Genomic DNA, 24,768 nt, shown 5'->3' with positions numbered 1-24,768 from the left:
ATAGCCGCTTTCGCCAATCGCCGGCGTTGCAGAGATGGCGCGGCGGTGCGGCCAGCTTCTTTCTCCCCGTTTACGGAGAGAAATGCCCGGCAGGGCAATGAGGGGCGGCGCCGAGATCTACAATTATCGGACTAAAGTTCCTCGGAATGCCCGATGTCGACACCGTACTCCGCAGCCGAATCCAACATCGTGTGCCACAGGCTTTCGGCAAAGGTCGCAAACACCAGAACGCTGAACACCGCCAGTCCGTCCGACCGGCCATCACCGCGCCAGAGCGTGACACTGGTGTGGTCCATCGAGGTCGCGGCCGCCGCGGCAATCGGAAACGCATCGGGATGCAAATCGATCGACGACAGTTTGGCCAGCATCGTCCGCGCCTTGACGCCGGAGATGCTGATCAGCACCCGCGCATGCGATTGATCGGAGAGCGACGCCGATTGCGCGAAGGCTGGGGCAAGCGCCGCCATCGCATCCTTGCCGCCTTTCGACAGCACGAGGAACTGGTCCGGTCCCGACCAGATCAGCGTTGCATCGGATGTCTGCACCGCCTTTGGCGTTTCCGGCGCCGCGACGCCGAAGCGGGTCTGCGCGACCTTGGCCACATCGGCCGCCTTGCCGCGCCGCGCCATCACCTGGACGAGCTCGAAGTTGCGGATCTCGGTCAGTGACACGCCGGCATCGCCCAGTGCACCATAAGCGCCGGCAACAAGCGCCCGGTCGAGCGGGCTTCGAACATCCCAGGAAAACTCAGCCACGCTGGCGCCCTCCATCCGGATCGTAGAAGACGGGATTGCAGAGCTCGACATCATAGTCCTCGCCGCGCAGCGGGTCGTGCGCATGCACGATCTCGCCGATGCGCTCGCGGCCACGTTCGACCAGGCCAAGCCCGATCCACTGGTCGAGTGTCGGCGAGAAGCAGACCGAGGTGACGTAGCCCTGGTCATTGTCGGGGCCGGGTGTCTGCCCTTTCGGAATGATGTGCGCGCCGGAGCGCAGGCGCCTTGCCTTGTCGACCGGCTTGATCCCGACCACGACCTGCCGGTCCGGCGCCACCAGCGCCTCGCGGCCGGCCATGACGCGACCGATAAAATCCTTCTTGGTCGACATCATCTTGCCGAGGCCGAGATCGGCGGCGGTCGTCGTGCCGCTCAGCTCCGGACCGGCGACATGGCCTTTCTCGACACGCATGACGCCGAGCGCTTCGGTGCCGTAGGGCATCACGCCGAACGGTTTTCCCGCGAGCATCAGATTGCGCGCCATCGCCTCGCCATAGCGGGCCGGCACCGAAATCTCGAACGCCATCTCGCCGGAGAAAGAGATGCGGAACAGCCGCGCCCTGATGCCGCCGCGCAGCGCCACTTCGCGCGCGCCCATGAACGGAAAACCTTCGTTGGACAGGTCCTCGGCCGGATCGACGATTTCCTTCAGCAGATCGCGTGTCTTCGGCCCGGCGATGGAGAATTGCGCCCACTGGTCGGAGACCGAGGTCAACTGCACGTCGAGTTCGGGAAACAGCACCTGCCGGCAGAATTCGAGATGCTGCATCACCAGCCCGGCCTTGGCCGTGGTGGTGGTCAGGAAATAGTGATCTTCGGCCAGACGCGAGGTCGTGCCGTCATCATAGACCAGGCCATCCTCGCGCAGCATCAGCCCGTAGCGCGCCTTGCCGACGGCGAGGTTGGAAAAGGTGTTGATGTAGACGCGGTCGAGGAAGGCGCCGGCATCCGGGCCGTGCACGTCGATCTTGCCGAGCGTCGAGACATCGCAGAAGCCGACGCCGCCGCGCACCGCCTTGACCTCGCGCGTCACGGATTCCAGCCAGTCCTTCTCGCCGGCGCGCGGATACCACTGCGCGCGCTTCCATAGACCGGTGTCGACAAAGATCGCACCCTGTTCGGCGGCCCAGTGATGCGACGGCGTCAGCCGCATCGCGTGGAAATTTTCATCGCGATGATGGCCGGCAAAGGCGCCGATGGCGACGGGCACGTAGGGCGGGCGATAGATGGTCGTGCCGGTCTCAGGGATCGATTTGCCGGTCACAGCCGCCATGATGGCGAGGCCGGCAACGTTGGAGGTCTTGCCCTGGTCGGTCGCCATGCCGAGCGTGGTGTAGCGCTTCAGATGCTCGACCGATTCAAAGCCCTCGCGCTGCGCCAGTTCGATGTCGGACGCGGTGACGTCATGCTGCTGGTCAACGAAGGCCTTGCCCTTGCCGGTGATATGCCAGAGGGGCGTGAGCGAGGAAGCCTCGTCGTCGGCGGCAGGCGTCGATCCTGCATTGCCGGTCCGGCCGGCGGCACGCGCGGCTGCCGCACCGGCTTCAAAACCGTCGCGCAGGCAGGCGCCAAGACCGAAATCGCCATTGGCCGCACCAGCGGCGACCATGCCGGGAGGCGCGCCATCAGGGACGAAGGCGGCGATGTCGTCGCGCCATTTCGGCCGGCCGCGATGGTAGGAGGTGAGACCAACCGCCGGGTTCCATCCACCGGAAACGGCGAGCCCGTCGGCTTCGACCTCGGCGCGCGCACCGCCGGCCAGCGACACCGAAATCTTGCGCACGCCGTCCTTGCCGCCCTCGACGCCGCTGACGGAGCCGTGCAGCACGGTAAACTCGTTCTTGGAGGCCAGCGAGCGATGGGCAGGCGAGACGTCGGAGCGTGCGTCGATCACCGCCGCGACCTGCAATCCGGCGCCGAGTGCGGTCTCGACTGTACGCCAGCCATCCTCATTGTTGGTGAATAGTGCGATCCGTCTTGCCGGCGTGGCGGCATAGCGCGCGACATAGGTCCGCATGGCCGAGGCCATCATCACGCCGGGCGTGTCGTTGCCGGCAAAGACGATGGGACGCTCGATAGCGCCGGCCGCGACGACGCAGCGCTTGGCCACGATCCGCCACAGCCGCTGCCGCACCTGATGCTCCGGCGGCGTCGGCAGATGGTCGTTGACGCGTTCGATCGCGCCATAGGTGCCGCCATCATAGACACCGAACAGCGTCGTGCGCGTCATGAGGCGGACATCGGGCATCGAGCCAAGCTCGGCCAGCGTTTGCGAAATCCAGTCGGCCGCCGGCAGCCCGTCGATCGTGCCGCCATCCGACAACAGGCGGCCGCCGGGGACAAAATCTTCTTCGCACAGAATGACGCGCGCACCGCTGCGGCCTGCTGCGAGTGCGGCGGCGAGACCTGCCGGGCCGGAGCCGGCGATCACCACATCGCAATGCGCCCAGGCCTTGTCGTAGTGATCGGGATCGGCGGTACCCGCCGCGCGACCGAGACCCGCGGCGCGGCGGATCGCCGGCTCGTAGATCATCTCCCAGAACTTCGCCGGCCACATGAAGGTCTTGTAGTAGAAGCCGGCGACGAAGATCGGCGCGAACAGCTGGTTGACCGACATCACATCGTGGCGCAGCGACGGCCAACGGTTCTGGCTGGCCGCTTCGAGCCCCTCATAGAGTTCGGCCGTCGTCGCCTTGGTGTTGGCCTCGCGCCGTGCGCCGGTGCGCAGTTCGACCAACGCGTTGGGTTCTTCCGAGCCTGCGGTGAGAATGCCGCGCGGGCGATGGTATTTGAACGAGCGGCCGACCAGCTTGACGCCATTGGCGACCAGCGCCGATGCCAGCGTATCGCCCTGGAATCCGGAGAATGTCTTGCCGTCGAAGCGGAAGTTGAGCGGCGTGGACCGGTCGATGAGGCCGCCGGAGGTGAGGCGATGGGATTGAGAGGTCACGATGTCCAGCCTCTCGATTTGATGTCATCGCGAAGGGTAGCGCTGCCCCTCATCGCCCTGCCGGGCACTTCTCCCCGTATAGTGACGGGGAGAAGGGGGCTGGCCACAACGCCGTCCTCCTTCTTGCTACGCCGATGATTGGCGAAACCGTTGGCAAGAGCGCCCCTCTCCCCGTCTCTATACGGGGAGAGGATGCCGGCAGGCAGGTGAGGGGCAGCGCTGACGTGGCCAGAGTAGCTCATTTCGCAACCTGCCTCGCGCCAGCGCCCGCCGCCGGCTCAACGGAAGAAATCCCGTGCGTCAGCGTGTTGCGGGTGACTTTCAGCCAGGCCCGGCAGCCGCCGCCATGATACCAGTTCTCAGCCATCACGCCGGCGACGTTGTCGCGCAGATAGACATAGTCGTAGACGGCCTCTTCGCCGGCATCCGCGGCGGGCCGCACCGGCTTGGCGTCGCCGAGATAGCTGAACTCCCCGAGTTCGCGTTCGCCGCAGAAGGGACAGACAATACGCATCGAGCTGTCCTCAGTGCAGGTTCGGTTGGGCGCCCTGGCCCTTTTCGTCGATCATGGCGCCGCGCCGGAAGCGGTCGAGGCGAAACAGCGCCGCCTCCTTGTGCGATTCATCGCGGGCCAGAAGATGGGCAAAGACGAAGCCGGAGCCCGGCGTCGCCTTGAAGCCGCCATAGCACCAGCCGGCGTTGAGGTAGAGGCCGTCGACCGGCGTCTTGTCGATGATCGGCGAGCCGTCCATCGACATGTCCATGATGCCGCCCCACTGACGCAAAAGCCGCACGCGGCCGATCATCGGGATCAGCGCCATGCCGCCCTCGCAGACATCTTCCATCACCGGCAGATTGCCGCGCTGGGCGTAGGAATTGTAGCCATCGATGTCGCCGCCGAAGACGAGGCCGCCCTTGTCCGACTGACTGACATAGAAATGCCCGGCGCCGAAGGTCATGACTCCGGGAATGAGCGGCTTGATCGCTTCCGAAACGAAGGCTTGCAGCACATGGCTTTCGATCGGCAGGCGCAGGCCCGCCATCGCCGCGACGCGCGAGGAGGAACCGGCAACAGCCATGCCGACCTTGCCGGCGCCTATCTTGCCGCGCGACGTCTCGACGCCGGTGACCTTGCCGTTACCGTCCCGGACAAAACTGGTCACCTCGCAATTCTGGATGATGTCGACGCCGAGTTCGCTCGCCGCATGCGCATAGCCCCACACCACCGCGTCATGACGCGCCGTGCCGCCGCGCCGCTGCAGAAGGCCACCCTGCACGGGAAAGCGCGCATGGTCGAAATTCAGGAACGGCAGCATCTTCTTCAGCGCCGCCTGGTCGAGCAGTTCGGCATCGATGCCGTTGATGCGCATGGTGTTGCCGCGCCGCGCGTAGGCGTCACGCTGGGCGTCGGAATGGTAGAGGTTGAGGACGCCGCGCTGGCTGACCATAGAATTGTAGTTGAGGTCCTGCTCCATCCGCTCCCACAGCTTCATCGACAATTCGTAGAAGCCGGTATTGCCGGTCAGGCCGTAATTGGAGCGGATGATGGTGGTGTTGCGACCGGCATTGCCGGAGCCGATCCAGCCCTTTTCCAGCACCGCGACATTTTTGATGCCGAACTCGCTGGCCAGGAACCAGGCGGTGGCGAGTCCGTGGCCGCCGCCGCCGATGATCACCACATCGTAGTGGTCTTTCGGGCTGGCATCGCGCCAGGTGCGTTGCCAGTTCTTGTGGCCGGAAAGAGCGGCGCGGGCGAGCGAGAAGATCGAGTATTTCATCAGGTCATTCCGAGGCCGCTCGCCTCACGCCGGACATCAGATGTCCAGCGTGTGGTCGCGCTCCCATTGCGTGAAGTGCGAAGCATAGGAATTCCATTCCTGGTGCTTCAGCTTTAGGTAAGCCGACGAGAATTCCTCACCCAGCGCCGCCTTCAGCGATTTGTCCTTGTCGAACTCGCGCAGCGCGTCGAGCAGGTTGAGCGGCAGCTTCGGCGCGCCCTTCACCGTGTGGCCGTTCTGGTACATGTCGATGTCATAGCGCTTGCCGGGATCGGCCTTGGAGCGGATGCCGTCGAGACCGGCGGCAATGATGACGGCCTGCAGCAGATAGGGGTTTGCGGCGCCATCTGGCAGGCGCAGCTCGAACCGGCCGGGGCCGGGCACGCGCACCATGTGGGTGCGGTTGTTGCCGGTCCAGGTCACCGTGTTCGGCGCCCAGGTGGCGCCCGAAATGGTGCGCGGCGCGTTGATGCGCTTGTAGGAATTGACCGTCGGATTGGTGATGGCGGCCAGCGCCGAGGCATGTTTCATGATGCCGCCGAGGAAATTCTTGCCCTTGGCCGACAGGCCAAGCTCCATCGCATTGTCGGCAAAGACATTGGTCTTGCCTGCTTTGTCCCACACCGAGATATGCGCGTGGCAGCCATTGCCGGTCAGGCCCTGGAAGGGCTTTGGCATGAAGGTGGCGCGCAGGCCGTGCTTTTCAGCGACAGACTTGACCATGAATTTGAAGAACGAGTGCTTGTCGGCGGTCGCCAGCACATCGTCGAACGCCCAGTTCATCTCGAACTGGCCGTTGGCGTCCTCATGGTCGTTCTGGTAGGGGCTCCAGCCCAGCGCCAGCATATGGTCGCAGATCTCGGCGATGACATCGTAGCGACGCATCACCGCCTGCTGGTCGTAGCAGGGCTTCGAGGCCGTATCGTATTTGTCGGAAATGACGCTGCCGTCCGGCGAGATCAGGAAGAACTCGGCCTCGACGCCGGTCTTGACATGCATGCCGTCGGTGGCGGCTTCCGCAATCAGACGGCGCAGCGTGTTGCGCGGCGCCTGCTCGACTTCCTTGTCATCCATGATGCAGTTGGCGGCGACCCATGCGACATCGGGTTTCCACGGCAGCTGGATGACCGAATCCGGATCCGGCACCGCCAGCATGTCGGGATGCGCCGGCGTCAGGTCGAGCCATGTCGCGAAACCGGCAAAGCCGGCCCCGTCCTTCTGCATGTCGGCGATCGCCTGCGCCGGCACCAGCTTGGCGCGCTGGCCGCCGAACAGGTCGGTGTAGGAAATCATGAAATATTTGACGCCGTTCTCTTTGGCGAATGCGGCGAGATCGTTCCCCATTATAGTTCCTCGCATATTTTGATGTGATTTTTTAGAACCCGTTCTTCCCCGGTATCCAGTTGGTGCCGGCCAGCGGCACGCCTGCCATGGCGGCGGCTTCGATGGTGAGCGCGACGAGATCCTCGGGTTCGAGATTGTGCAGGCTGTTCTTGCCGCAGGCACGCGCAATGGTCTGCGCCTCCAGCGTCATCACCTTGAGGTAGTTGGCGAGACGCCGTCCGGCGGCGATCGGATCGACCCGCTTCATCAGCTCCGGATCCTGCGTCGTGATCCCCGCGGGGTCGCGGCCCTCATGCCAATCGTCATAGGCGCCGGCCGTGGTGCCGAGCGCATTGTACTCCGCCTCCCAGCGCGGGTCGTTGTCGCCGAGCGCGACAAGCGCCGCCGTGCCGATCGAGACGGCGTCAACGCCGAGTGCCAGCGCCTTGGCGACGTCGGCGCCGTTGCGGATGCCGCCGGAAACGATCAGCTGCACCTTGCGGTGCATGCCGAGATCCTGCAGCGCCTGCACCGCCGGCCTGATGCAGGCAAGCGTCGGCTGGCCGACATTTTCGATGAACACTTCCTGCGTCGCAGCCGTGCCGCCCTGCATGCCGTCGACGACGACGACATCGGCGCCGGCCTTCACCGCAAGTGCCGTGTCGTAATAGGGGCGGGCGCCGCCGACCTTGACGTAGATCGGCTTTTCCCAGTCGGTGATCTCGCGCAGTTCGAGGATCTTGATCTCGAGATCGTCCGGTCCCGTCCAGTCGGGATGACGCGAGGCCGAGCGCTGGTCGATGCCTTTCGGCAGCGTGCGCATTTCGGCGACGCGGTCGGAGATCTTCTGTCCCAGCAGCATGCCGCCGCCGCCGGGCTTGGCCCCTTGTCCAACGACCACTTCGATGGCGTCGGCACGGCGCAAATCCCTGGGGTTCATGCCGTAGCGCGACGGCAGGTATTGATAGACCAACGTCTTCGAATGGCCGCGCTCTTCCTCGGTCATGCCGCCATCGCCGGTGGTGGTCGATGTCCCGGACAGTGTGGCGCCACGGCCCAGCGCTTCCTTGGCCGGGCCGGACAGCGAGCCGAAGCTCATGCCGGCAATGGTGATCGGGATTTTCAGCTCGATCGGCTTCTTGGCATGGCGTGAGCCGAGCACCACGCTGGTGTCGCAGCGCTCGCGATAGCCTTCCAGCGGATAGCGCGAGATCGAGGCGCCGAGGAACAAAAGGTCGTCGAAATGCGGCAGCTTGCGCTTGGCGCCGGCGCCGCGGATGTCATAGATGCCGGTCGCCGCGGCGCGGCGGATTTCGGAGAGCGTGTAGTCGTCGAAGGTCGCGGATTTGCGCGGCGTCGTCGGCGGGTTCTTGTAGGTCATGCTGCCTCAATACGCGTCGGCGTTGTCGATATTGAAATTGTAGAGCGTGCGCGCCGAGCCGTAGCGCTTGAACTCCGAAGGTTTGACGCCGGTCACGCCGGCGCGGTCGAGCAGGCCCTGCAGCAGGTCGATGTGCTCGGCCCGCATCTCCTTGGCGATGCAGTCGGCCCCTAAGCTTTCGACCTTGCCGCGCACGAACAGCCGCGCCTCGTAGATGGAATCGCCCAGCGCATCACCTGCATCGCCCAGCACCACCAGATTGCCGGATTGCGCCATGAAGGCCGACATGTGGCCGATATTGCCATGGACGACGATGTCGATGCCCTTCATCGAGATGCCGCAGCGCGACGAGGCATTGCCTTCTATGACCAGCAGCCCGCCTCTGCCGGTGGCGCCGGCATACTGGCTGGCATCGCCCTTGATGACGATCGAGCCTGACATCATGTTCTCGCCGACGCCGGGACCGGCCGAGCCGTGCACGGTGATCGTGGCGCCGTCATTCATGCCGGCGCAATAGTAGCCGACGCTGCCGCGCACATCGATGGTGACAGGCTGGTCGACGCCGACGGCGACCGAATGGCTGCCCTTCGGGTGCAGCACTTCCCACGCCGTCTCGTTGGAGCCGGGCGTCAGATTGTGCAGCGCCTGGTTGAGCTCGCGCAGCGACGACACATCGAGATCGAAGACCCGGGAGGCGTGGTCTTGCGCCACCTTCGAAAGTTTGGTTGCCGGCATGGGCTCAATGCTCCCAGAAATAGACGGTTGCGGGCTCTGGCTCCCAGACCCTCGCATTGTCTATGCCGGGCAGCTTGGTCAGCGCGCGATATTCCGAGCCGAAGGCGACATACTGGTCGGTCTCGGCCATGACGGCCGGCTTGCAGGCGATCGGGTCGCGCACCACGCCAAAGCCGTTCTTGGTGCCGACGACGAAGGTGAAGAAGCCGTCGAGGTCGGACAGCGTGCCTTCCAGCGCCTCGCCGAGATTCTTGCCATGCGCCATCTGCGAAGAGAGGTAGGCGGCCGCCACCTCGGTGTCGTTCTCGGTCTCGAAGGTCATGCCTTCACGCCGCAATTCGCGCCGCACATTGTTGTGGTTGGACAGCGAGCCATTGTGCACCAGGCACTGGTCGGCGCCGGTCGAGAACGGATGCGCGCCCATCGTGGTCACGGCCGATTCCGTTGCCATGCGGGTATGGCCGATGCCATGCGTGCCGGTCATCGAGCGGACGTCGAAGCGGTCGACCACCGCCTCCGGCAGGCCGACTTCCTTGTATATCTCCACCGCTTCGCCGGCACCCATGATGCGCACGTCGGGCCGGATCGACTGCAACGCTTCGCGCGCGGCGTCGACCTTGTAGGGCGCGGTCCTGAGTACGGCGTGCGTCGACTTCACCGCGATGCTCACCGGTGCGCCGATGGCCTTGGCAAGTTCGGCGTCCAGGCCGTGAAAATCGCGCTCGGGCTTGGCCGACTGGATGGTGATCTTGGCTTCGTTTTTGGAAGTGGCGCCATAGATGGCGATGCCGGCGCTGTCGGGGCCGCGATCGCTGAGCGAGATGAGCATCTGCGACAGCATCGAGCCGAGTTGCGGCTCAAGCGACTTGTCCTTCAAAAAAAGTCCGACGATTCCACACATGTCAGCCTCCCGGCGTTTGCAGCTAAGAGATGATGTATCGAATGCGCTGTCCGAATTCAATCATATGAAAAAAATTTTCCTCTAGTTACGTATGCGGCTCAATGCCACTTTGTGCACTATCGCTGCCGGCGCGGGCACTGTGAACCCATGTGGCGGTGCGGACACGGGCGATTTTGTAGGCATCCAGGATCGACAGCGCATAGATCAGGAAGCCGCCGGCATGGCGGCCGACAAAGCTGGCGTCGGCCGGCGCGATCTTGGCCGTCACCCAGGCCAGGATGACCATGAAGAACAGGAACTGCAGGCCGCGCACAGGGACGCCCAGAATGACATGGCCGCTTGCCGGCAGGACGATTGCGGCGCCGAGCACCAGATAGGGATTTGTCGGTGCGCTCATGCCACCTGCCTTTCCTGTCGGTTGATGGCGTCACGCAGCGCTGAGGCCGAGGTAAGCAGTCTCTCGATCAGCGCCGGATCGAGTCTTGTGCCGAAGGCAGCCTGCCGGAACACGCCGTAGCGCGCCCGCTCGGCCTCGGCCAGCAGCCAGACGATGCGCACGCCGTTCGGCGTAGTCAACAATTCCTTGGCGCGTCCTTCGGCAAAGATGTCCAGATGGCTGGCGATCAGGTTCTGCGGAAAGCGCGCGCCCCTTAAGTCTGTTCGCAACACGGCTTCGGCCGGAAAACCCGGAGCTTTCGGAAGCGTGTGCTGGAGGTGATCGAAATTGGAGAAGGTGGTCGGCGATCCCGGCCGCATCATCATGTCGAAGGTCGCCGGCACCGCAACCGGTTCGGTGACCGAAACGCTGAGCCAGCGCGCCGGCAGTTTTCGCGTCGCCAGCGTGTCGACGATGGTGCGCACTTGCACGCGCCGTTCGTTCCACGAACCCACCCAGGTGACGACACCAACCGTGCCATCTGAAATGTCGACGGCATCTGCGATGACGGTGCGGATGCTTGCAACCTCGGCGGCAAGAGCAGCCTTGGCCCTGTTGCGGCTGGCGCGCGCAAGCCAGGCGAGGTGCAGGACGAGAGCCAAGGCTATCGCCCCGGCCAGCAATGCTGTCGTCACGTCAGACACTCGTCACGCAATGCCTGCCCAAACCGGCAGGCCCTCTCCTGTCAATAACCCTGTGGCTTCGGCCACGGCATGGTGAACTGGTCGCCGCGGCGCACATAGCGGTAGCGGTAGAAATGGAACCACAGCGAGATCAGGAAATAGAATATGGTCATCGCGATCAACTGCGAACCGAAGCCGAGGAAGATCGCAAAGAAGGTCACCACGCACAGGCAAAACAAAACGATCGCCGGCAGCGGATGGAAGGGATGCGTGTAGCCGCGGCGGATGGTGCCCAGAGGCCACTTCTTCCGGAACATCATGATGTTGATGCTCATGAAGGTGTATTGCAGCACGCCCGACAGGATCGAGAAGGTGATCGCCTGGTTGAGGTCGGCGATGAAGGCAAAAGCGAGCGCGATCGGCAGCAGGAACAGGATCGAGCGGTAGGGCGTGCGGTATTTCGGATGCACGGCCGAGAACCAGGTCGGCAGATAGCGGTCGCGTCCGAGCGAGAACCAGGCGCGGGCCGCGTCGTTGATGCAGCCATTGGCGGAAGCGAGCGCGGCCAGCAGCGTGGCGATGAACAGCAAGTTTTCGAGCAGCGCACTCCCCGTCAGCTTGCCGGCATCCCAAAGCGGATAATAGGTGATGCCGAGATATTCCCAAGGCATCAGCGAGGCGCAGACATACCAGGTCATGGCGGCGGCGATCAGAAGCGTGATCATTCCGGCCATGGTGCCATAGGGCAGCGAGCGCGCCGGCGAGCGGACTTCCTCGGCTGCCTGCGTGGTGCCTTCGATGCCGAGATAATACCAGATGCCGAACTGGAAGGCGGCGATGACGCCGATCCAGCCGTAAGGCAGCGCATTGCCGGGGGTGACCAGCTCGTTGAGCTTCAGCACCGCGCCTTGCGTCCACGGGCTGACCGAGAAGAACAGGATGACGATCGACACATAGGCGACGGCGGTGATGACGAAATTGACGTTGAGCGTCATCAGCACGCCGCGATAGTTCAGCCACGCCAACACGACGATGGTGGCGGCGATGAAGGAATTGTGGGTGAGCCCCTCGACGCCGGCCTTGGCGACGATGGTGTCGCCGAGCAGGATGGCGTCCGAGACCTCAAGCATCGTGTAGGCAAAGACCAGGAACAGCGCGACGTTGAAGGCCATCAGCGGCCCGACAATGTGCTTGGCTTGCGCGTACTGGCCGCCGGCGGCGGCGACCGTCGATGTCACTTCGGAATCGATCATGGCGACCGAGGTATAGAGCAGCCCGACCACCCAGCAGACGATGAGTGCTGCCAGCGCGCCGCCCTTGTCGGCCGAGAAATTCCAGCCGGTGAATTCGCCGACCAGCACGATACCGACGCCGAGCGCCCAGACATGGGCCGGGCCGAGCACCCTGAGCAGCGAAACCCTGTCGCCGTGGATTGCCGTAATTATCGTTTCAGCCGCGACCGCCATTGTTTTCCCCTAGACCCGATGCTTTTCGGAAACGGCTTCAAGCTCGCCTTCGCGCGAGGAGGTCAGCACATCCTCGGAGTAGGTCGTGTCGATCTTGAACCAGTCGTAGAGCATCCACAGCGCAAGCACGACCGAGATGCCCCAGCATGCATAAGACAGAGCCGTCCACATGGTGCTTCCCCAAATCTCTGGCGTTATTTGTCGTCGAATTTTTCGTTGATGACGTCGCGGTATTCGCGGTCGGAGGCGCGGAACAGGAAGACGAAATAGCCGATCAGCACCGCCGCCATGATGATCAGCGTCGGCCAGTCGATGATGTAGTGGAAGCGGTTCTGGATGATGTCGTGCGCGGTCTCGGGCGTGTAGCCGAGCTTTTCCCAGATCGAGGCCATGGTCGGGTTCTGCCCGAGGGCGTCCCAGGTCTTGGCATCGAGCGCGTCGATGGACTTTGCAGCACCAGCGAGCCCGAGTTTCAGCGGCAGCCACAGCGCCACAAAAATGGCGACGACGACGACGACGATATCGAAAATCTGCCCGGCCTTGCCTTGTTCCGGCGGCGTGTAGCGCGACATGTCTTCTACCCCTCAGGACGTTCTATTTTCAGGACTTGCGGTTGCGGGCCGCGTCGGCGTTCTTGATGTCGAGACCGTAGATGAAATCCTTGTCTTCCTTGTAGTGATTGACCATCGCCAGGATGGCGGCCGTGTTGAAGATCAGCACGGCGGCCGCCGCTATGGCGACGACGATCTTGATCCCGGTGTCGGGGATGTAGGGCCATGTCATGATGAGCACGAAGAGGATCGTCGCCCACAGGCAGATGATCAGGAGCGCGGATCCGCGCACGTCGGAACGGTACAGCGCTTCAATGCGCTGCTGCAGGTCTGACATCGGTTTTCCCCTTTATTCCAACGCCGGCTTCCGAATTGGCCGATCGTTGCCCTCTTTCAAGAGAGTGAAATTTTTTTCATAAATTCAATCCGATTTGCGGAATTGTCAAGACGAATTTACGCTTGGTTAACCGGTCATTTGGTGTGGCAAATTTTGCCTGACAATGAAATTATTTGCTTACGGGTATTGCAGCGCCCGAACGTTTGCGATCAATATTCGCTCAAAGCTCCCGCCGCAGCGCAGGGGGCAGGGAACACAATTGAATTTTCGAACGGAGGATTAGCGGATGACGGCATCCTGGAGATTTTCGAGCCTGGCGGATCGCCATCGCGCGCTCGGCTCGAAGCTCGAAGACTGGAGCGGCATGGGTACTGCCTGGACCTACGACAAGGATGCCGACGAGGAATACACAGCGATCCGCACGAAGGCCGGGCTGATGGATGTGTCGGGTCTGAAGAAGGTCCACATCACCGGCCCGCATGCCTCACACCTCATCGATCTCGCCACGACGCGCGACGTCGAAAAGATCTACCCCGGCAAGTCGGCCTATGCCTGCATGCTGAACGATGCCGGCAAATTCACCGACGACTGCATCCTCTACCGCACCGGCCCGAATGCCTGGATGGTGGTGCACGGCTCCGGCACCGGCCATGAGGAACTGCAGCGCGCTTCCGTCGGCCGAGACGTCTCGCTGCGCTTCGACGACAATCTGCACGATCTGTCCCTGCAGGGGCCGACCGCGGTCGACTATCTCTCCAAGCACGTGCCGGGTATTCGCGATTTGCCCTATTTCCATCACATGCAGACGCAGCTGTTCGGTTTCCCGGTGATGATCTCGCGCACCGGCTACACCGGCGAGCGCGGCTACGAAATCTTCTGCCGCGGCCAGGATGCCGGCACGGTCTGGGACAGGATTCTCGACGAGGGCAAGAGCGCCGGCATCATTCCCTGCCGCTTCACCACGCTCGATATGCTGCGCGTTGAAAGCTACCTCTTGTTCTATCCCTACGACAATTCGCAGAAATATCCCTTCGAGAACGAAGGCCCCGGCGACACGCTGTGGGAACTTGGCCTCGACTTCACCGTCAGCCCGGGGAAAACCGGTTTCCGTGGCGCCGAGGAGCACTATCGGCTGAAAGGCAAGGAACGCTTCAAGATCTATGGCGTTCTGCTCGACGGCAAGGAGCCGGCTGACGAGGGCGCGCCGGTCTATCGCGACGGCAAAAAGGTCGGCGTGGTGACCTGCGCCATGTATTCGCCGCTGGTCAAGAAATCGATGGGCATCGCTCGCCTCGATGTCGACTGCGCGGTCAAGGACACCAAGCTCGAAATCCGCAACAAGAGCGGTTCGATCAAGGCGACGGCGCAGCCGCTGCCCTTCGACGATCCGAAGAAAACCAAGCGCACCGCCAAGGGCTGAGGCATTATCGACAGCGAGGGGACTTAGGGCACAAAGAGAGAATGGCAGCCAAGACGATCATCAGCCGGCCCATTTACGGAACCCTGTCTCCGCAGCCCGGCAAGCATCATCTTTTCGTGGCGGATGCGGAAGGCGCGCTGGCGATTGTTGATATGGCAAAGACGGCGCAGCCCGGTTTCTTCGACGGCGCCGAGATCGTTTTCATTCCTGGTCCCGACGGCAAGCACGTTGCCGTTCTTGAGGCATTGAAGCCCGCGCAATTTCACGTCGCGCCGTCCTTCGCCAGCTTGCTGCCGAGGCTGAAGCAGACGCTGGCCAACGCTCATATGGGCCTGCGCCTCTATCTCGCTGGCACCGAAGGACTGATCGGCCAGGCCATGCAGGTGGCACTCGAAGCCGGCATCGACCACACCTCCATGCAGACCGAGCATCGCGGGTCGCTGGCGCGGCGCATGCAGTGCGTGCACTGCAAGGGCATCACGGAAAACGTGACGACGCAGCCGGCGACCTGTTCGCATTGCGGCCTGCTGCTTCTGGTGCGCGACCACTATTCAAGGCGCCTCGCCGCCTTCCAGGGCGTCTGCATCAATGCCGAGGATCGCAGTGAAATTCCTCCTGTCGAGGAGGCCTTCCCATGAGCACTGGCACCACCAAGCTCGATGTCGTGGTCAGCGATGTCGTCCCGGTCAACGATCTGGTCACCCGCTTCCATTTCCGCCGCCGTGACGGCGAACTGTTGCCGACCTTTTCCGGCGGCGCCCATGTCGTGGTCGAGATGCGCGATGGCGACCGCACCAGGCTCAATCCCTATTCGCTGATGGGCTCGCCGCTCGACACCCGCGAATACACCATCTCGGTGCGCCGCGACGATGCCGGCCGCGGCGGCTCGCTGTTCATGCACAGCAGGGTCCACGCAGGCCTGGAGATGGTGATCAGCTATCCGGTCAATCTGTTCTCGCTTGACCTCCGGGCAAAGAAGCACCTGATGCTTGCGGGCGGCATCGGCATCACACCGTTCATGGCGCAGACCGCGCAGCTTGCCGGCTCAGGCGGCAATTTCGAACTGCACTACACCTGCCGCACCGCGTCGCTCGGCACCTATGCCGATGTGCTGCAGGAACGCTATGGCCGCCGCATCCGACTCTACCACGACGACCGCGAGGAGCGCATCGAGCTCGACCGGCTGCTGACCTCCCAGCCGCTTGGAACGCATCTCTATGTCTGCGGCCCGGCCGGCATGATCAACTGGGTACGAGCCCGCGCGGCAGAACTGGGCTGGCCGCCGGAGACCGTGCACTACGAACATTTCGCGGCACCCCAGCCCGGCCTGCCGTTCGACGTCACACTTGCCGTCAGCGGCAAGACTATCCGCGTTGGCGAGCAGCAGAGCCTGCTGGAAGCGATCGAGGCGGCCGGCGTCGATCCGCCCTATCTCTGCCGTGGCGGCGTCTGCGGCCAGTGCGAGACCAATGTGATCTCGTATGACGGCAAGTTCATCCACAACGACCACTGGCTGGGCGAGGAAGACCACCGCTCCGGCTGCAAGATCATGCCGTGCGTGTCGCGCTTCGAAGGCAAGTCACTGGTCCTGGAAAGATAGGAGGCGAACTTGGGCATCACCTTTCGCAAGGAAACGTTCCGCGACGATTTCACCTTCAAGAACAGCCCGGAGCACATCAGGCGCTTCCCGTTCCCGTTCCACGAAGACAGCTACATGTATGCGGTCAACATCGAGCCGCATGTCGTCGGTCCCAAGGGCTCAGTGCTGGAAAACCTGATCGACGTCGACGAGCACTATGTCGCCGAGATGCAGGACCGCGCTCTGGTGCTGGCCGAGGACCCGCTGCGCTGTCAGTCGCTGCCGCACATGACGCTGGCCGGCTGGGATCTGCTCGAACTCCTGATGGAGCAGCAGGCGCTGGGCTACCCCGAGCATTTCACGCTTGAGCGCAACGGCGACCGCTGGCGCTGGATCAACCGGCCGCTCGGCATCGACGACACCTTCACCTTCGGCGACACCTCGACGCTGCCCTACGGGCCGATGGAGTACATCACCCGCCAGAGCCAGGGCGATTTCTGCATCCTAGACCAGCGCGACGGCAATCTGTGGATGGACGCCGGCATGGTCACCACCCAGGCCGACTGGTCGCTCGATTTCGACATCGGCATGAACTTCTTCGAGTGGCACGCGCCGGTGCCGCTGGCGCATGAGAAGGGGATTTTCGTTCGGGCGCTGAAATTCCTCACCAACATCCAGCAGGGCAAGCCGGCGCGGCGTCTCAACTGGACGATGACCATCAATCCGCGCCTCGACACCAGCCCGGAAAACTATCACAAATGGGGACCGGACCGCACCACGGTGACGCCCGAAAATGTCGGCGACAAGGTGCATCTGCGCGTCGAGCTGCAGAGTTTCTGGCGCCTGCCGCGTTCCAACGGCATCGTCTTCCCGATCCGCTGTTACCTCATCAAGATGGACGAGCTGGTGACGCAGTCGAAATGGGCGCGGCGCCTGCACCGGGTGATCCGCGACCTGCCGGAGGAGTTGGCAACTTACAAGGGCCTGACGCGATACAGGCCGACGCTGGTGGAATGGCTGTCGAAGCTCGATGATGGCAGCGCGACGAGCCCGGGGTTCGGGCCGGACTGAAAGACCCCCTCATCCGGCCGCTTCGCGGCCACCTTCTCCCCGAGGGGAGAAGAGATCGCCAGCGCCACCTCCTCCCCTCGGGGAGAGGTCGGATTGCCCCGAATTGCCTTGGCAATTCGGTCTTGGCAATCCGGGTGAGGGGGGCTTCGCTACCCCGCGCTGTTCTGCGGATAGCAAATAATCGACAAATACCGCATCGGCAGTTTCGTCAGTTGCTCCGGCCCATGCGGCGCGTCGGCGTCGAAGAACAGGCTGTCGCCCGGCTTCATCGGATAGAGGTTGCTGCCGTGGCGGTAAACCACCTCACCTTCCAGCATATAAAGGAACTCCATGCCTTCATGCTGGAAGGTCGGGAACACATCCGAATCCTCGGTCAGGGTGATCAGATAGGGCTCGACGACCACACCGCTGGTGTTGGAACCGATATGCCCCAAGAGATTGTACTGGTGGCCGGCGCGCGTACCGCGGCGCTCGACATCGAGGCCTTCGCCGGCCTTGACGAAGACGGCGCTGCGCTCTTCCTCGAAGCGGCGGAAGAAGGCGGTGACGGGAACGCCAAGCGCTCTGGACAGCGCCTGCAGCGTCGTCAGCGACGGCGAGGTGATGCCGTTTTCGATCTTCGACAGCATGCCCAGCGAAATGTCGGTGGCAACGGCGAGATCGGCGACAGTGATGCCGAGCTTCTTGCGGAAGGCGCGCACCTCGCGGCCGATCGCCACCTCCAGCACCTTTTCGCGTGTGTCGCGGACGGCATGCGGATTCTGTGTCAGCGGCGCGCGGATGGTCTTCCCGTCCACCGAGACCTTCGCCAGCGGCTTTGCCTTGGCCGGACCGGCGCCGGGCTTGAGATCGGATGCTGTCTTCGCCATGTCGCCGCTCCCAGGAATCGCAGATTTATTTCACTCAAGGTGAACATATTCGCTGCCGATACAGAAACGCAACCGCGACAGCAAGCCCCTTAAGTCGAATGGTGTCGGGTTCGGATTTGCGCTGCCATCGGTTTTTGCCGAAAATCCGCTGGGACGAAACGCGGTTTCGCCACAAGCCCTGTTGACAGCATCGAAGGGGCAATTACTGTCACTGTGAGTGAAATTTGTTTCGTAAGAGCAATCCTGGGAAAAGCGTGAAACGGTTTTCCCGCAGGAATTGCGTCAAAAGTTGAAATGAGACCGGGAGGCCTGCCATGAACACTCGCGTTGCCGTCATTGGAGCCGGGCCATCCGGCCTGGCCCAGCTCAGGGCCTTCAAATCGGCCGAAGACAAGGGCGCCGCCATTCCCGAAATCGTCTGCTTCGAAAAGCAGTCCGACTGGGGCGGCCTGTGGAACTACACCTGGCGCACCGGCCTCGACGAACACGGCGATCCCGTCCACGGCTCGATGTACCGCTACCTCTGGTCGAACGGACCGAAGGAATGCCTGGAATTCGCCGACTACACATTCGAAGAGCATTTCGGCCGCCCGATCGGCTCCTATCCGCCGCGCGCCGTTTTGTGGGACTACATCAAGGGCCGGGTCGAGAAATCAGGCCTGCGCAAATGGGTGCGCTTCAACAGCCCGGTGCGCATGGTGACCTTCTCGGATGTGACGAAGAAATTCACCGTCACCGCGCATGACCGCACCAACGACGTGACCTATTCCGAGGAGTTCGACAATGTCGTCGTCGCGTCCGGCCACTTCTCCGTGCCGAACGTTCCCTATTTCGAAGGTTTTTCGACCTTCAATGGCCGCATCCTGCACAGCCATGATTTCCGCGACGCGATGGAGTTCAAGGGCAAGGATATCCTGATCATCGGCCGCTCCTACTCGGCCGAGGACATCGGCTCGCAATGCTACAAATACGGCGCTAAATCGATCACCTCCAGCTACCGCTCCAAGCCGATGGGCTTCAAATGGCCGGAGAACTGGAAAGAGGTGCCGCTGCTGCAAAAGGTCGTCGGCAAGACGGCGCATTTCAAGGACGGCACCACCAAGGACGTCGACGCCATCATCCTGTGCACCGGCTATCTGCATTCCTTCCCCTTCCTCACCGACGATTTGAAGCTCAAGACCGCCAACCGCATGTGGCCGCTCGATCTTTATGAGGGCGTCGTCTGGGAGAAGAACCCGAAGCTGTCCTATATCGGCATGCAGGACCAGTTCTACACTTTCAACATGTTCGACGCGCAGGCGTGGTTTGCCCGCGACGTCATCATGGGTCGCATCAAGCTGCCGTCGTCGCAAGCGATGGCCGAGCACAGCGCAAAATGGCGCGCCCGCGAGGAGACGCTCGAAGACGCCGAACAGATGATCTGGTTTCAGGGCGACTACACTAAGGAATTGATGGATCAGACCGACTATCCCGGCTTCGACGTCGAGGCGGTCAACCAGACGTTCATGGAGTGGGAGCACCACAAGGCCGAAGACATTATGAGCTTCCGCGACCACGCCTACCGCTCGCTGATGACCGGCACCATGGCGCCGCTGCATCATACGCCCTGGCTGCAGGCGCTGGACGATTCCATGGAGAGCTATCTCGAGGTGAAAGGCGTCGCGGCGGAGTAGCATCCACAAGCCAAGGACGAGTCTGCCGTCACGCCGGCACCGCGACCCAGCTGTGGCGGCGCTTGTCATAGACTGACTTTGTCGGCGCCGGGAAGGACGGATCGGCGAAACAGCCGACGGCCACTGCGACCGCCTCCGGTTTTCGTGACGGATACCAGAACACGGTCGACCCGCACGTTCCGCAGAAATGAAAGCTGATGGGGAAGCCGCTGTCGGAAACGCGTTGGAATGTCTTCGACGGGCCCCGGATATCGGTAGCGGCGGCGTCGAAGAAGGCCGCGATGCCAAACGGGCTGCCGGTCCGCCGCTGACAGTCGAGGCAATGGCAAAGCGACACCATGGTCGGCTCTTGCGGGCAATGTATCTGCAATTGTCCGCAGGTGCAGCTGGCCACCCTGCTTTTCATTCTCTTCTCTCCTTTTGGTGGTATTGGCGGTTGAGTTTTATCCCAGCCTCGCCCGTGCCTTCGCCGTCCAGGCATTGAACAGCCGGTCGGCGACGATGCCGATGAAGGCGATGGCGAGACCGGCGACGATGCCGCGCCCGGAATCGGCCTTGGACAGCGCGATGAACACCTCCTGGCCGAGATCGCGCGTGCCGACCATGGCGCAGATGATGATCATCGCCAGCGCCATCAGGATGGTCTGGTTGACGCCCAGCATGATCTCCGGCAGCGCCAGCGGCAGCTGCACGCGAAAGAAGGTCTGGCGCGGCGTGCAGCCCGAAACCTTTGCCGCTTCGATCAGCGCCGGCGGAACCTGGCGGATACCGTGATTGGTGTAGCGGATCGCCGGCACCACGGCGAAGGCGATTGTGGCGATCATGGCGGTGACGTCGCCGACCCGAAACAGCATCACCACCGGAATGATGAAGCAGAAGGACGGCAGCACCTGCAGCGTGTCGATGATGGGCGTGACGATTTTTTCGAAGCGGTCGCTGCGCGCGGCCGCGAGCCCGATCGGAATGCCGATCAGGCAAGCGATGAAGGCCGAGATGCCGCAGAGATAGACCGTCGCCATGGTCTTTTCCCAGAGACCGGTGACGGCGCAGAAAGCGGTCAGCGCAGCGACCAGTGCCGCCAGCCGCAGGCCGCCGAGCTGATAGCCGGCGAGGCCGAGCAGGAACACCGCACCCAGCCACGGAAAGCCTTCGCAGAAGGCGCGCAGCGGGTTGAGCACATTGAGGATCAGTGCCACGCGAAACGCCTCGATCACGTCGAAGAAGTTGATCGTCACCCAGTTCACCGCCGCCTTCCACAAAGGCGCAGTGGTGAAGGTGATCGCCTTCGGCACCGCCGCGAAGGCAGGCACATAGAGACTGAGCAGCGTGGCGGCGGCAAGGATGGCGAGCGCCAGCGTCAGATGGGGATAGCGCCGCCACAAGACCGGGCTCACCGCCTGATGCGTCTGGCCTTTCGCCTGCTTGTGGGCGATGGCCTGGCTCAGCCGGTCGAGCGCGATAGCCAAAGCCACGATGGCAAGGCCGGCTTCCATCGCTTCGCCGACCTTCAGCGCGCGCAGCGCGAGCAGCACGTCGTAGCCGAGGCCGCCGGCGCCGATCATCGAGGCGATGATGACCATATTCAGCGCCAGCATGATCACCTGGTTGACGCCGACCATCAGTGTCGGCCGCGCCGAGGGCAGCAGCACCCGCCACAATTTCTGCCGCGCCGTGCAGCCTGCCATCTCACTGAAATCATCGATCTCGGACGGCACGCGCGACAGACCCAGCATCGTCGCCCGCACCATCGGCGGCGTGGCAAAAATGGCGGTGGCGATCATCGCCGACACCGGGCTGTTGCCGAACAGGAGCAGCATCGGGATGAGGTATGCAAAGGTCGGGATGGTCTGCATCAGGTCGAGGGCAGGGGAGACGATCAGCCTCTCGGCCCACGGCTTGCGCCAGGCCCAGATGCCGGCAAACAAGCCGGTGACGATGCAGAACGGCACCGCGATGGAAATCAGCGCCAGCGTCAGCATGGCGCTCGTCCACTGGCCGAACAACGCAATGTAGAGGAAACAGCCGCCGACCAGAATGCCGAGCTTGCGGCCGCCGACGGCATGGCCGGCGATGAAGGCGACAGCACAGACGCCGACCCAGGACAGCCGCGGCAGCACATAGGCGTCGGCGCCGTGGCCGATCTTGAAGCTCTTGGCGAGCAGATTGAGCGCGAAATCGAGGGGAACGCCGAGCACCGCGGTGATCGAGCGGGTCAGCCACGACAAGTTCGACTTGATCCAGCGCATCAGCGCGCTGACCCAGTCGGCGACCGGGACGACCGCCTCGGCCGGATAGTTGACGGCCCAGGGCAGCCGGTCCTGCTGCAGGAATACCACCAACACGGCGGCAAGTGCCAGTGCCCAGACCAGCAGCCAGCGCTGAACCGGCGGCCTCGTTTCGCTGGCGCTTGCCGTTACCGTCATGCGCCGGCTCTCGGTTTGTCCAGACCGGCCAGCAGCCCGATCACCGCTTGCGGCGTCACTTCGCCGATTGGCTTGCCGGTGCCGTTGACCACGGCGAACGGTTTGCCCGATGCAACGATGCTGGCCGAGAAGCTGGCGATCTTGGCATCCGGCGAAACCGTCCCGCCATGCTCAGTGCCATCCAGGGCACGCATCAGGCTGCGGGCGGAAATCACCTTAGCGCGGTCGACGTCGCGGGTGAATTCGGCGACATAGTCGGTCGCCGGATTGACCACGAGCTGTTCCGGCGTGCCGATCTGGATGACCTCGCCATCCTTCATGATGGCTATACGGTCGGCGAGCCTGATCGCCTCGTCGAAATCATGGGTGATGAAGACGATGGTCTTGTGCAGCATGGTTTGCAGCCGCATCAGCTCATCCTGCATCTCGCGGCGGATCAGCGGGTCGAGCGCCGAGAACGGTTCGTCGAGGAACCAGATCTCCGGTTTGGTGGCAAGGCTGCGGGCAATGCCGACACGTTGCTGCTGGCCGCCGGAAAGCTCGCGCGGATAAAAATGCTCGCGGCCACGCAGGCCGACCAGTTCGATAACCTCGCGCGCCCGCGCTTCTCGCGTCGGCCGATCCTGGCCCTGAATACTCAAGGGGAAAGCGATGTTCTCCAGCACATTGAGATGCGGCAGCAGCGCGAAATTCTGGAACACCATGCCCATGCGATGGCGCCGCAGTTCGATCAGCGCGGCATCGGAAATCTTGAGCAGATCGTTGCCTTCGAACTCGACCTTGCCGTGGGTCGGCTCGACCAGCCGCGACATGCAGCGCACCAGCGTCGACTTGCCGGAGCCCGACAGCCCCATGATGATGAAGATTTCGCCCTGGCGTATTTCGAGATCGACGGCGCGGACCGCGCCGACCAGTCCGGCGGCAGTGACATCGGCCATGCTGGCCTTGCCGTCGCGCTCTCGAATGAAGTTCGCGGCGTTCGATCCGAACAGCTTCCAGACATTGCGGCAGGCAAGCTTTATCGGCCGCGCATCCTTTGGCGTGCCAACTGCCTGCGGTTCAGTCGCTTCCGTCATCCAATGGTCCTTCTGGAAAATAGGGAAATAGACCCGGCCGCTACGGCCGGGTCTGGCTTCCAGTCGGAACGATCACTGCGCCCAGGCTTTCCAGTCGGCCTCATGGGCGGCGATCCAGGCGGCGGCGACTTCTTCAGGCTTCTTGCCGCCGAGGTCGATCTCGCCGCTCATCTTGTTGAGCTCGTCGGTGTCGACCGTGTAGGCCTTGGCCACTTTGTAGGCGACCGGCCATTTGTCCTTCATGCCCGACCAGGAGTATTTCCAGATCTCGCCATGCGGCTTGCCGCAATCATATTTGGCGTCGGGGTTGGTGCCCCATTTCGGGTCGGTGTAGCACTCCGGCGTGTATTCGGGGAATTGCACCCATTCGCCCTTGTACTTGGCCGGCGCCCAGTGCGGCGAATAGATCCACAGCATGATCGGCGCCTTGCGCTGATAGGCCGAGTCCAGTTCGGCGAACATCGCCGCGTCGGTGCCGGCATGGATGACGGTGAAGGGCAGCTTCAGCGCCTCGACGCGCTCGTCGTCAAAGCCTTCCCAGGTCACCGGGCCGCCGAGATAGCGCCCATTCGGTGCGGTCTCGGCTGTCGAAAAGGCCTCGGCGCATTTCGGGTCCTTCAGCGCTTCCCAATTCGGCAGGCCCGGGCATTTCTCCTTCATGTATTCGGGAAACCACCATTCTTCCTTGGCCTTCGGTCCGAGCTTGCCGAGCCGCTCGGTCTGGCCGGTGGCGTCGGAGGCCTTCATCGCTTCGCCGGCCGTCGTGTCCCAGAATTCCAGGCCGACATCGATGTCGCCATTGGTGAGGCCGGTGGTCAGGCTGGAGAGGTAGTCGGCGGTCGGATATTCGACGGTGTAGCCGAGTTTTTCCAAAATGCCGCCAAGGATCTTGGCGTTGAGGTTGACGCTGGTCCAGTCGAACAGCGCGATCTTGATCGGGTCGTTGGATTCAGGCGCGGCCGCTTGCGCCGCCGGTGTCAGCGCGCTTGCAGCAGCAAGCGCCAAGGCTCCCATTGATAGTCTCGAAATCTCACTGCGAAATGACATGCTTGTTCTCCTGTCAAACCATGTGGAAGTCTTAGTCGTTCCCTTCTTGCGTCTTTTCTTGATTGTGTTGGAAAGGCGGGTCGTTACGCAAGCTCGTTGGCGCCATCCCTTCTCCATGGCCGCAACCGGCGCAGGCGAGATGGTGCTCAATCTGGTGGTGGTATGGTGCTGGATAGGCCCGCGTCATGGCATCGCATGGATTGCTGCGCGAGCAATCGTCAACGAATCGATCGCCGCTCCGGCGGCGCTCTGTGACTTCAGAGCCATCAAGGTCCCATGATCTCGGCCGGCGAGCCCCATCCCCACCAAGGCCGTTTCATGGGATGAAATTATATATACCAACGTTCATTCGG

General features: G+C 62.9%; 25 protein-coding genes. 6 read left to right on the top strand and 19 right to left on the bottom strand.

Features of this window, described 5'->3' with window-relative positions; genetic code table 11:
- Positions 1-131: 131 nt before the first annotated feature.
- The 14 genes from AC04SG_RS11700 to AC04SG_RS11635 form a co-directional block, all read right to left on the bottom strand.
- On the bottom strand, positions 132-755 hold the full coding sequence (locus AC04SG_RS11700; RefSeq protein WP_488551142.1) for a sarcosine oxidase subunit gamma: 624 nt from the start codon (positions 753-755) through the stop codon (positions 132-134).
- Positions 748-3,726: a sarcosine oxidase subunit alpha gene (locus AC04SG_RS11695; RefSeq protein WP_488551141.1), complete on the bottom strand. Its 2,979-nt coding sequence runs from the start codon at positions 3,724-3,726 to the stop codon at positions 748-750. The genes AC04SG_RS11700 and AC04SG_RS11695 overlap by 8 nt, the downstream gene beginning before the upstream one ends.
- Before the next feature lie 238 nt (positions 3,727-3,964).
- Entirely contained in the window at positions 3,965-4,240 is a 276-nt protein-coding gene (locus tag AC04SG_RS11690; RefSeq protein ID WP_488551140.1) for a sarcosine oxidase subunit delta, read from the bottom strand.
- Positions 4,241-4,250: 10 nt separating this feature from the next.
- A complete protein-coding gene (locus AC04SG_RS11685) occupies positions 4,251-5,504 on the bottom strand; it encodes a sarcosine oxidase subunit beta family protein (protein ID WP_488551139.1) in 1,254 nt (417 codons plus the stop codon).
- Between the two features lie 36 nt (positions 5,505-5,540).
- Positions 5,541-6,848 (bottom strand): type III glutamate--ammonia ligase, encoded by a 1,308-nt coding sequence (gene glnT / locus AC04SG_RS11680; protein ID WP_477349876.1) that lies wholly within the window; start codon positions 6,846-6,848, stop codon positions 5,541-5,543.
- Between the two features lie 31 nt (positions 6,849-6,879).
- Complete coding sequence (locus AC04SG_RS11675) at positions 6,880-8,208, bottom strand: FMN-binding glutamate synthase family protein (RefSeq protein WP_112565774.1); 1,329 nt, start codon at positions 8,206-8,208, stop codon at positions 6,880-6,882.
- A 6-nt stretch (positions 8,209-8,214) separates the two neighbouring features.
- Positions 8,215-8,943 (bottom strand): GltB/FmdC/FwdC-like GXGXG domain-containing protein, encoded by a 729-nt coding sequence (locus AC04SG_RS11670; protein ID WP_352557259.1) that lies wholly within the window; start codon positions 8,941-8,943, stop codon positions 8,215-8,217.
- A gap of 4 nt (positions 8,944-8,947) precedes the next feature.
- Positions 8,948-9,844, bottom strand: a complete 897-nt coding sequence (locus AC04SG_RS11665; protein ID WP_192256107.1) for a class II glutamine amidotransferase — start codon at positions 9,842-9,844, stop codon at positions 8,948-8,950.
- Between the two features lie 85 nt (positions 9,845-9,929).
- Entirely contained in the window at positions 9,930-10,241 is a 312-nt protein-coding gene (locus AC04SG_RS11660) for a hypothetical protein (protein WP_488551138.1), read from the bottom strand.
- Positions 10,238-10,924 carry a hypothetical protein gene (locus AC04SG_RS11655; protein WP_488551137.1) on the bottom strand — a complete coding sequence of 229 codons (687 nt, stop codon included), beginning with the start codon at positions 10,922-10,924 and terminating at the stop codon, positions 10,238-10,240. Before AC04SG_RS11655 ends, AC04SG_RS11660 begins: the two co-directional genes overlap by 4 nt.
- A gap of 41 nt (positions 10,925-10,965) precedes the next feature.
- Positions 10,966-12,369 carry an APC family permease gene (locus AC04SG_RS11650; protein WP_488551136.1) on the bottom strand — a complete coding sequence of 468 codons (1,404 nt, stop codon included), beginning with the start codon at positions 12,367-12,369 and terminating at the stop codon, positions 10,966-10,968.
- Positions 12,370-12,378: 9 nt separating this feature from the next.
- Positions 12,379-12,540, bottom strand: coding sequence for a hypothetical protein (locus AC04SG_RS11645; protein ID WP_488551135.1), 162 nt, complete (start codon positions 12,538-12,540; stop codon positions 12,379-12,381).
- 23 nt (positions 12,541-12,563) lie between these two features.
- On the bottom strand, positions 12,564-12,941 hold the full coding sequence (locus tag AC04SG_RS11640) for a hypothetical protein (protein ID WP_488551134.1): 378 nt from the start codon (positions 12,939-12,941) through the stop codon (positions 12,564-12,566).
- A 28-nt stretch (positions 12,942-12,969) separates the two neighbouring features.
- The gene (locus AC04SG_RS11635) at positions 12,970-13,257 is read right to left on the bottom strand and encodes a hypothetical protein (RefSeq protein WP_477286722.1); all 288 of its coding nucleotides are present in this window, start codon (positions 13,255-13,257) and stop codon (positions 12,970-12,972) included.
- A 286-nt stretch (positions 13,258-13,543) separates the two neighbouring features.
- Here AC04SG_RS11635 and AC04SG_RS11630 point away from each other — a divergent pair, with 286 nt between their 5' ends.
- From AC04SG_RS11630 to AC04SG_RS11615, 4 genes are read left to right on the top strand one after another with little or no spacing between them, the layout of a single operon-like run.
- On the top strand, positions 13,544-14,677 hold the full coding sequence (locus tag AC04SG_RS11630) for an aminomethyl transferase family protein (RefSeq protein ID WP_488551133.1): 1,134 nt from the start codon (positions 13,544-13,546) through the stop codon (positions 14,675-14,677).
- A 41-nt stretch (positions 14,678-14,718) separates the two neighbouring features.
- A complete protein-coding gene (locus tag AC04SG_RS11625; protein WP_488551132.1) occupies positions 14,719-15,315 on the top strand; it encodes a dimethylamine monooxygenase subunit DmmA family protein in 597 nt (198 codons plus the stop codon).
- On the top strand, positions 15,312-16,277 hold the full coding sequence (locus AC04SG_RS11620; protein WP_192256119.1) for a PDR/VanB family oxidoreductase: 966 nt from the start codon (positions 15,312-15,314) through the stop codon (positions 16,275-16,277). Before AC04SG_RS11625 ends, AC04SG_RS11620 begins: the two co-directional genes overlap by 4 nt.
- 9 nt (positions 16,278-16,286) lie before the next feature.
- Complete coding sequence (locus tag AC04SG_RS11615; RefSeq protein ID WP_488551131.1) at positions 16,287-17,327, top strand: heme-dependent oxidative N-demethylase family protein; 1,041 nt, start codon at positions 16,287-16,289, stop codon at positions 17,325-17,327.
- 149 nt (positions 17,328-17,476) lie between these two features.
- On the opposite strand, the gene AC04SG_RS11610 is transcribed toward AC04SG_RS11615, so the two are convergent.
- Complete coding sequence (locus AC04SG_RS11610) at positions 17,477-18,196, bottom strand: helix-turn-helix domain-containing protein (RefSeq protein WP_488551130.1); 720 nt, start codon at positions 18,194-18,196, stop codon at positions 17,477-17,479.
- Positions 18,197-18,510: 314 nt separating this feature from the next.
- On the opposite strand from AC04SG_RS11610, the gene AC04SG_RS11605 reads away from it, so the two are divergent.
- Positions 18,511-19,869, top strand: a complete 1,359-nt coding sequence (locus tag AC04SG_RS11605; protein ID WP_488551129.1) for a trimethylamine monooxygenase — start codon at positions 18,511-18,513, stop codon at positions 19,867-19,869.
- Between the two features lie 28 nt (positions 19,870-19,897).
- Here AC04SG_RS11605 and AC04SG_RS11600 read toward each other — a convergent pair whose 3' ends face one another.
- The 4 genes from AC04SG_RS11600 to AC04SG_RS11585 form a co-directional block, all read right to left on the bottom strand.
- Positions 19,898-20,275 carry a GFA family protein gene (locus AC04SG_RS11600; protein ID WP_488551128.1) on the bottom strand — a complete coding sequence of 126 codons (378 nt, stop codon included), beginning with the start codon at positions 20,273-20,275 and terminating at the stop codon, positions 19,898-19,900.
- 37 nt (positions 20,276-20,312) lie between these two features.
- Positions 20,313-22,292, bottom strand: coding sequence for an ABC transporter permease (locus tag AC04SG_RS11595; protein ID WP_488551127.1), 1,980 nt, complete (start codon positions 22,290-22,292; stop codon positions 20,313-20,315).
- Entirely contained in the window at positions 22,289-23,368 is a 1,080-nt protein-coding gene (locus tag AC04SG_RS11590; protein ID WP_488551126.1) for a quaternary amine ABC transporter ATP-binding protein, read from the bottom strand. Before AC04SG_RS11590 ends, AC04SG_RS11595 begins: the two co-directional genes overlap by 4 nt.
- Positions 23,369-23,440: 72 nt before the next feature.
- Positions 23,441-24,415 (bottom strand): ABC transporter substrate-binding protein, encoded by a 975-nt coding sequence (locus AC04SG_RS11585; protein ID WP_488551125.1) that lies wholly within the window; start codon positions 24,413-24,415, stop codon positions 23,441-23,443.
- Between AC04SG_RS11585 and AC04SG_RS11580 the strand changes: the two genes are divergently transcribed.
- On the top strand, positions 24,414-24,695 hold the full coding sequence (locus tag AC04SG_RS11580) for a hypothetical protein (protein WP_488551124.1): 282 nt from the start codon (positions 24,414-24,416) through the stop codon (positions 24,693-24,695). The two genes, AC04SG_RS11585 and AC04SG_RS11580, sit on opposite strands and share 2 nt — an antisense overlap.
- Positions 24,696-24,768 lie beyond the last annotated feature (73 nt).

The organism is Mesorhizobium sp. CNPSo 4684, from assembly GCF_057784315.1.
Note: the sequence above shows the minus strand (reverse complement) of the source record. Positions and strands in the feature narration are given on the sequence as shown.

Coding starts and splice junctions, on each gene's coding strand:
- AC04SG_RS11690 (WP_488551140.1), bottom strand. CDS start 4,240: ATGCGTATTGTCTGTCCCTTCTGCGGCGAACGCGAACTCGGGGAGTTC.
- AC04SG_RS11685 (WP_488551139.1), bottom strand. CDS start 5,504: ATGAAATACTCGATCTTCTCGCTCGCCCGCGCCGCTCTTTCCGGCCAC.
- glnT (WP_477349876.1), bottom strand. CDS start 6,848: ATGGGGAACGATCTCGCCGCATTCGCCAAAGAGAACGGCGTCAAATAT.
- AC04SG_RS11675 (WP_112565774.1), bottom strand. CDS start 8,208: ATGACCTACAAGAACCCGCCGACGACGCCGCGCAAATCCGCGACCTTC.
- AC04SG_RS11670 (WP_352557259.1), bottom strand. CDS start 8,943: ATGCCGGCAACCAAACTTTCGAAGGTGGCGCAAGACCACGCCTCCCGG.
- AC04SG_RS11665 (WP_192256107.1), bottom strand. CDS start 9,844: ATGTGTGGAATCGTCGGACTTTTTTTGAAGGACAAGTCGCTTGAGCCG.
- AC04SG_RS11660 (WP_488551138.1), bottom strand. CDS start 10,241: ATGAGCGCACCGACAAATCCCTATCTGGTGCTCGGCGCCGCAATCGTC.
- AC04SG_RS11650 (WP_488551136.1), bottom strand. CDS start 12,369: ATGGCGGTCGCGGCTGAAACGATAATTACGGCAATCCACGGCGACAGG.
- AC04SG_RS11645 (WP_488551135.1), bottom strand. CDS start 12,540: ATGTGGACGGCTCTGTCTTATGCATGCTGGGGCATCTCGGTCGTGCTT.
- AC04SG_RS11640 (WP_488551134.1), bottom strand. CDS start 12,941: ATGTCGCGCTACACGCCGCCGGAACAAGGCAAGGCCGGGCAGATTTTC.
- AC04SG_RS11635 (WP_477286722.1), bottom strand. CDS start 13,257: ATGTCAGACCTGCAGCAGCGCATTGAAGCGCTGTACCGTTCCGACGTG.
- AC04SG_RS11630 (WP_488551133.1), top strand. CDS start 13,544: ATGACGGCATCCTGGAGATTTTCGAGCCTGGCGGATCGCCATCGCGCG.
- AC04SG_RS11625 (WP_488551132.1), top strand. CDS start 14,719: ATGGCAGCCAAGACGATCATCAGCCGGCCCATTTACGGAACCCTGTCT.
- AC04SG_RS11620 (WP_192256119.1), top strand. CDS start 15,312: ATGAGCACTGGCACCACCAAGCTCGATGTCGTGGTCAGCGATGTCGTC.
- AC04SG_RS11610 (WP_488551130.1), bottom strand. CDS start 18,196: ATGGCGAAGACAGCATCCGATCTCAAGCCCGGCGCCGGTCCGGCCAAG.
- AC04SG_RS11605 (WP_488551129.1), top strand. CDS start 18,511: ATGAACACTCGCGTTGCCGTCATTGGAGCCGGGCCATCCGGCCTGGCC.
- AC04SG_RS11600 (WP_488551128.1), bottom strand. CDS start 20,275: ATGAAAAGCAGGGTGGCCAGCTGCACCTGCGGACAATTGCAGATACAT.
- AC04SG_RS11595 (WP_488551127.1), bottom strand. CDS start 22,292: ATGACGGTAACGGCAAGCGCCAGCGAAACGAGGCCGCCGGTTCAGCGC.
- AC04SG_RS11590 (WP_488551126.1), bottom strand. CDS start 23,368: ATGACGGAAGCGACTGAACCGCAGGCAGTTGGCACGCCAAAGGATGCG.
- AC04SG_RS11580 (WP_488551124.1), top strand. CDS start 24,414: ATGCTTGTTCTCCTGTCAAACCATGTGGAAGTCTTAGTCGTTCCCTTC.
- AC04SG_RS11585 (WP_488551125.1), bottom strand. CDS start 24,415: ATGTCATTTCGCAGTGAGATTTCGAGACTATCAATGGGAGCCTTGGCG.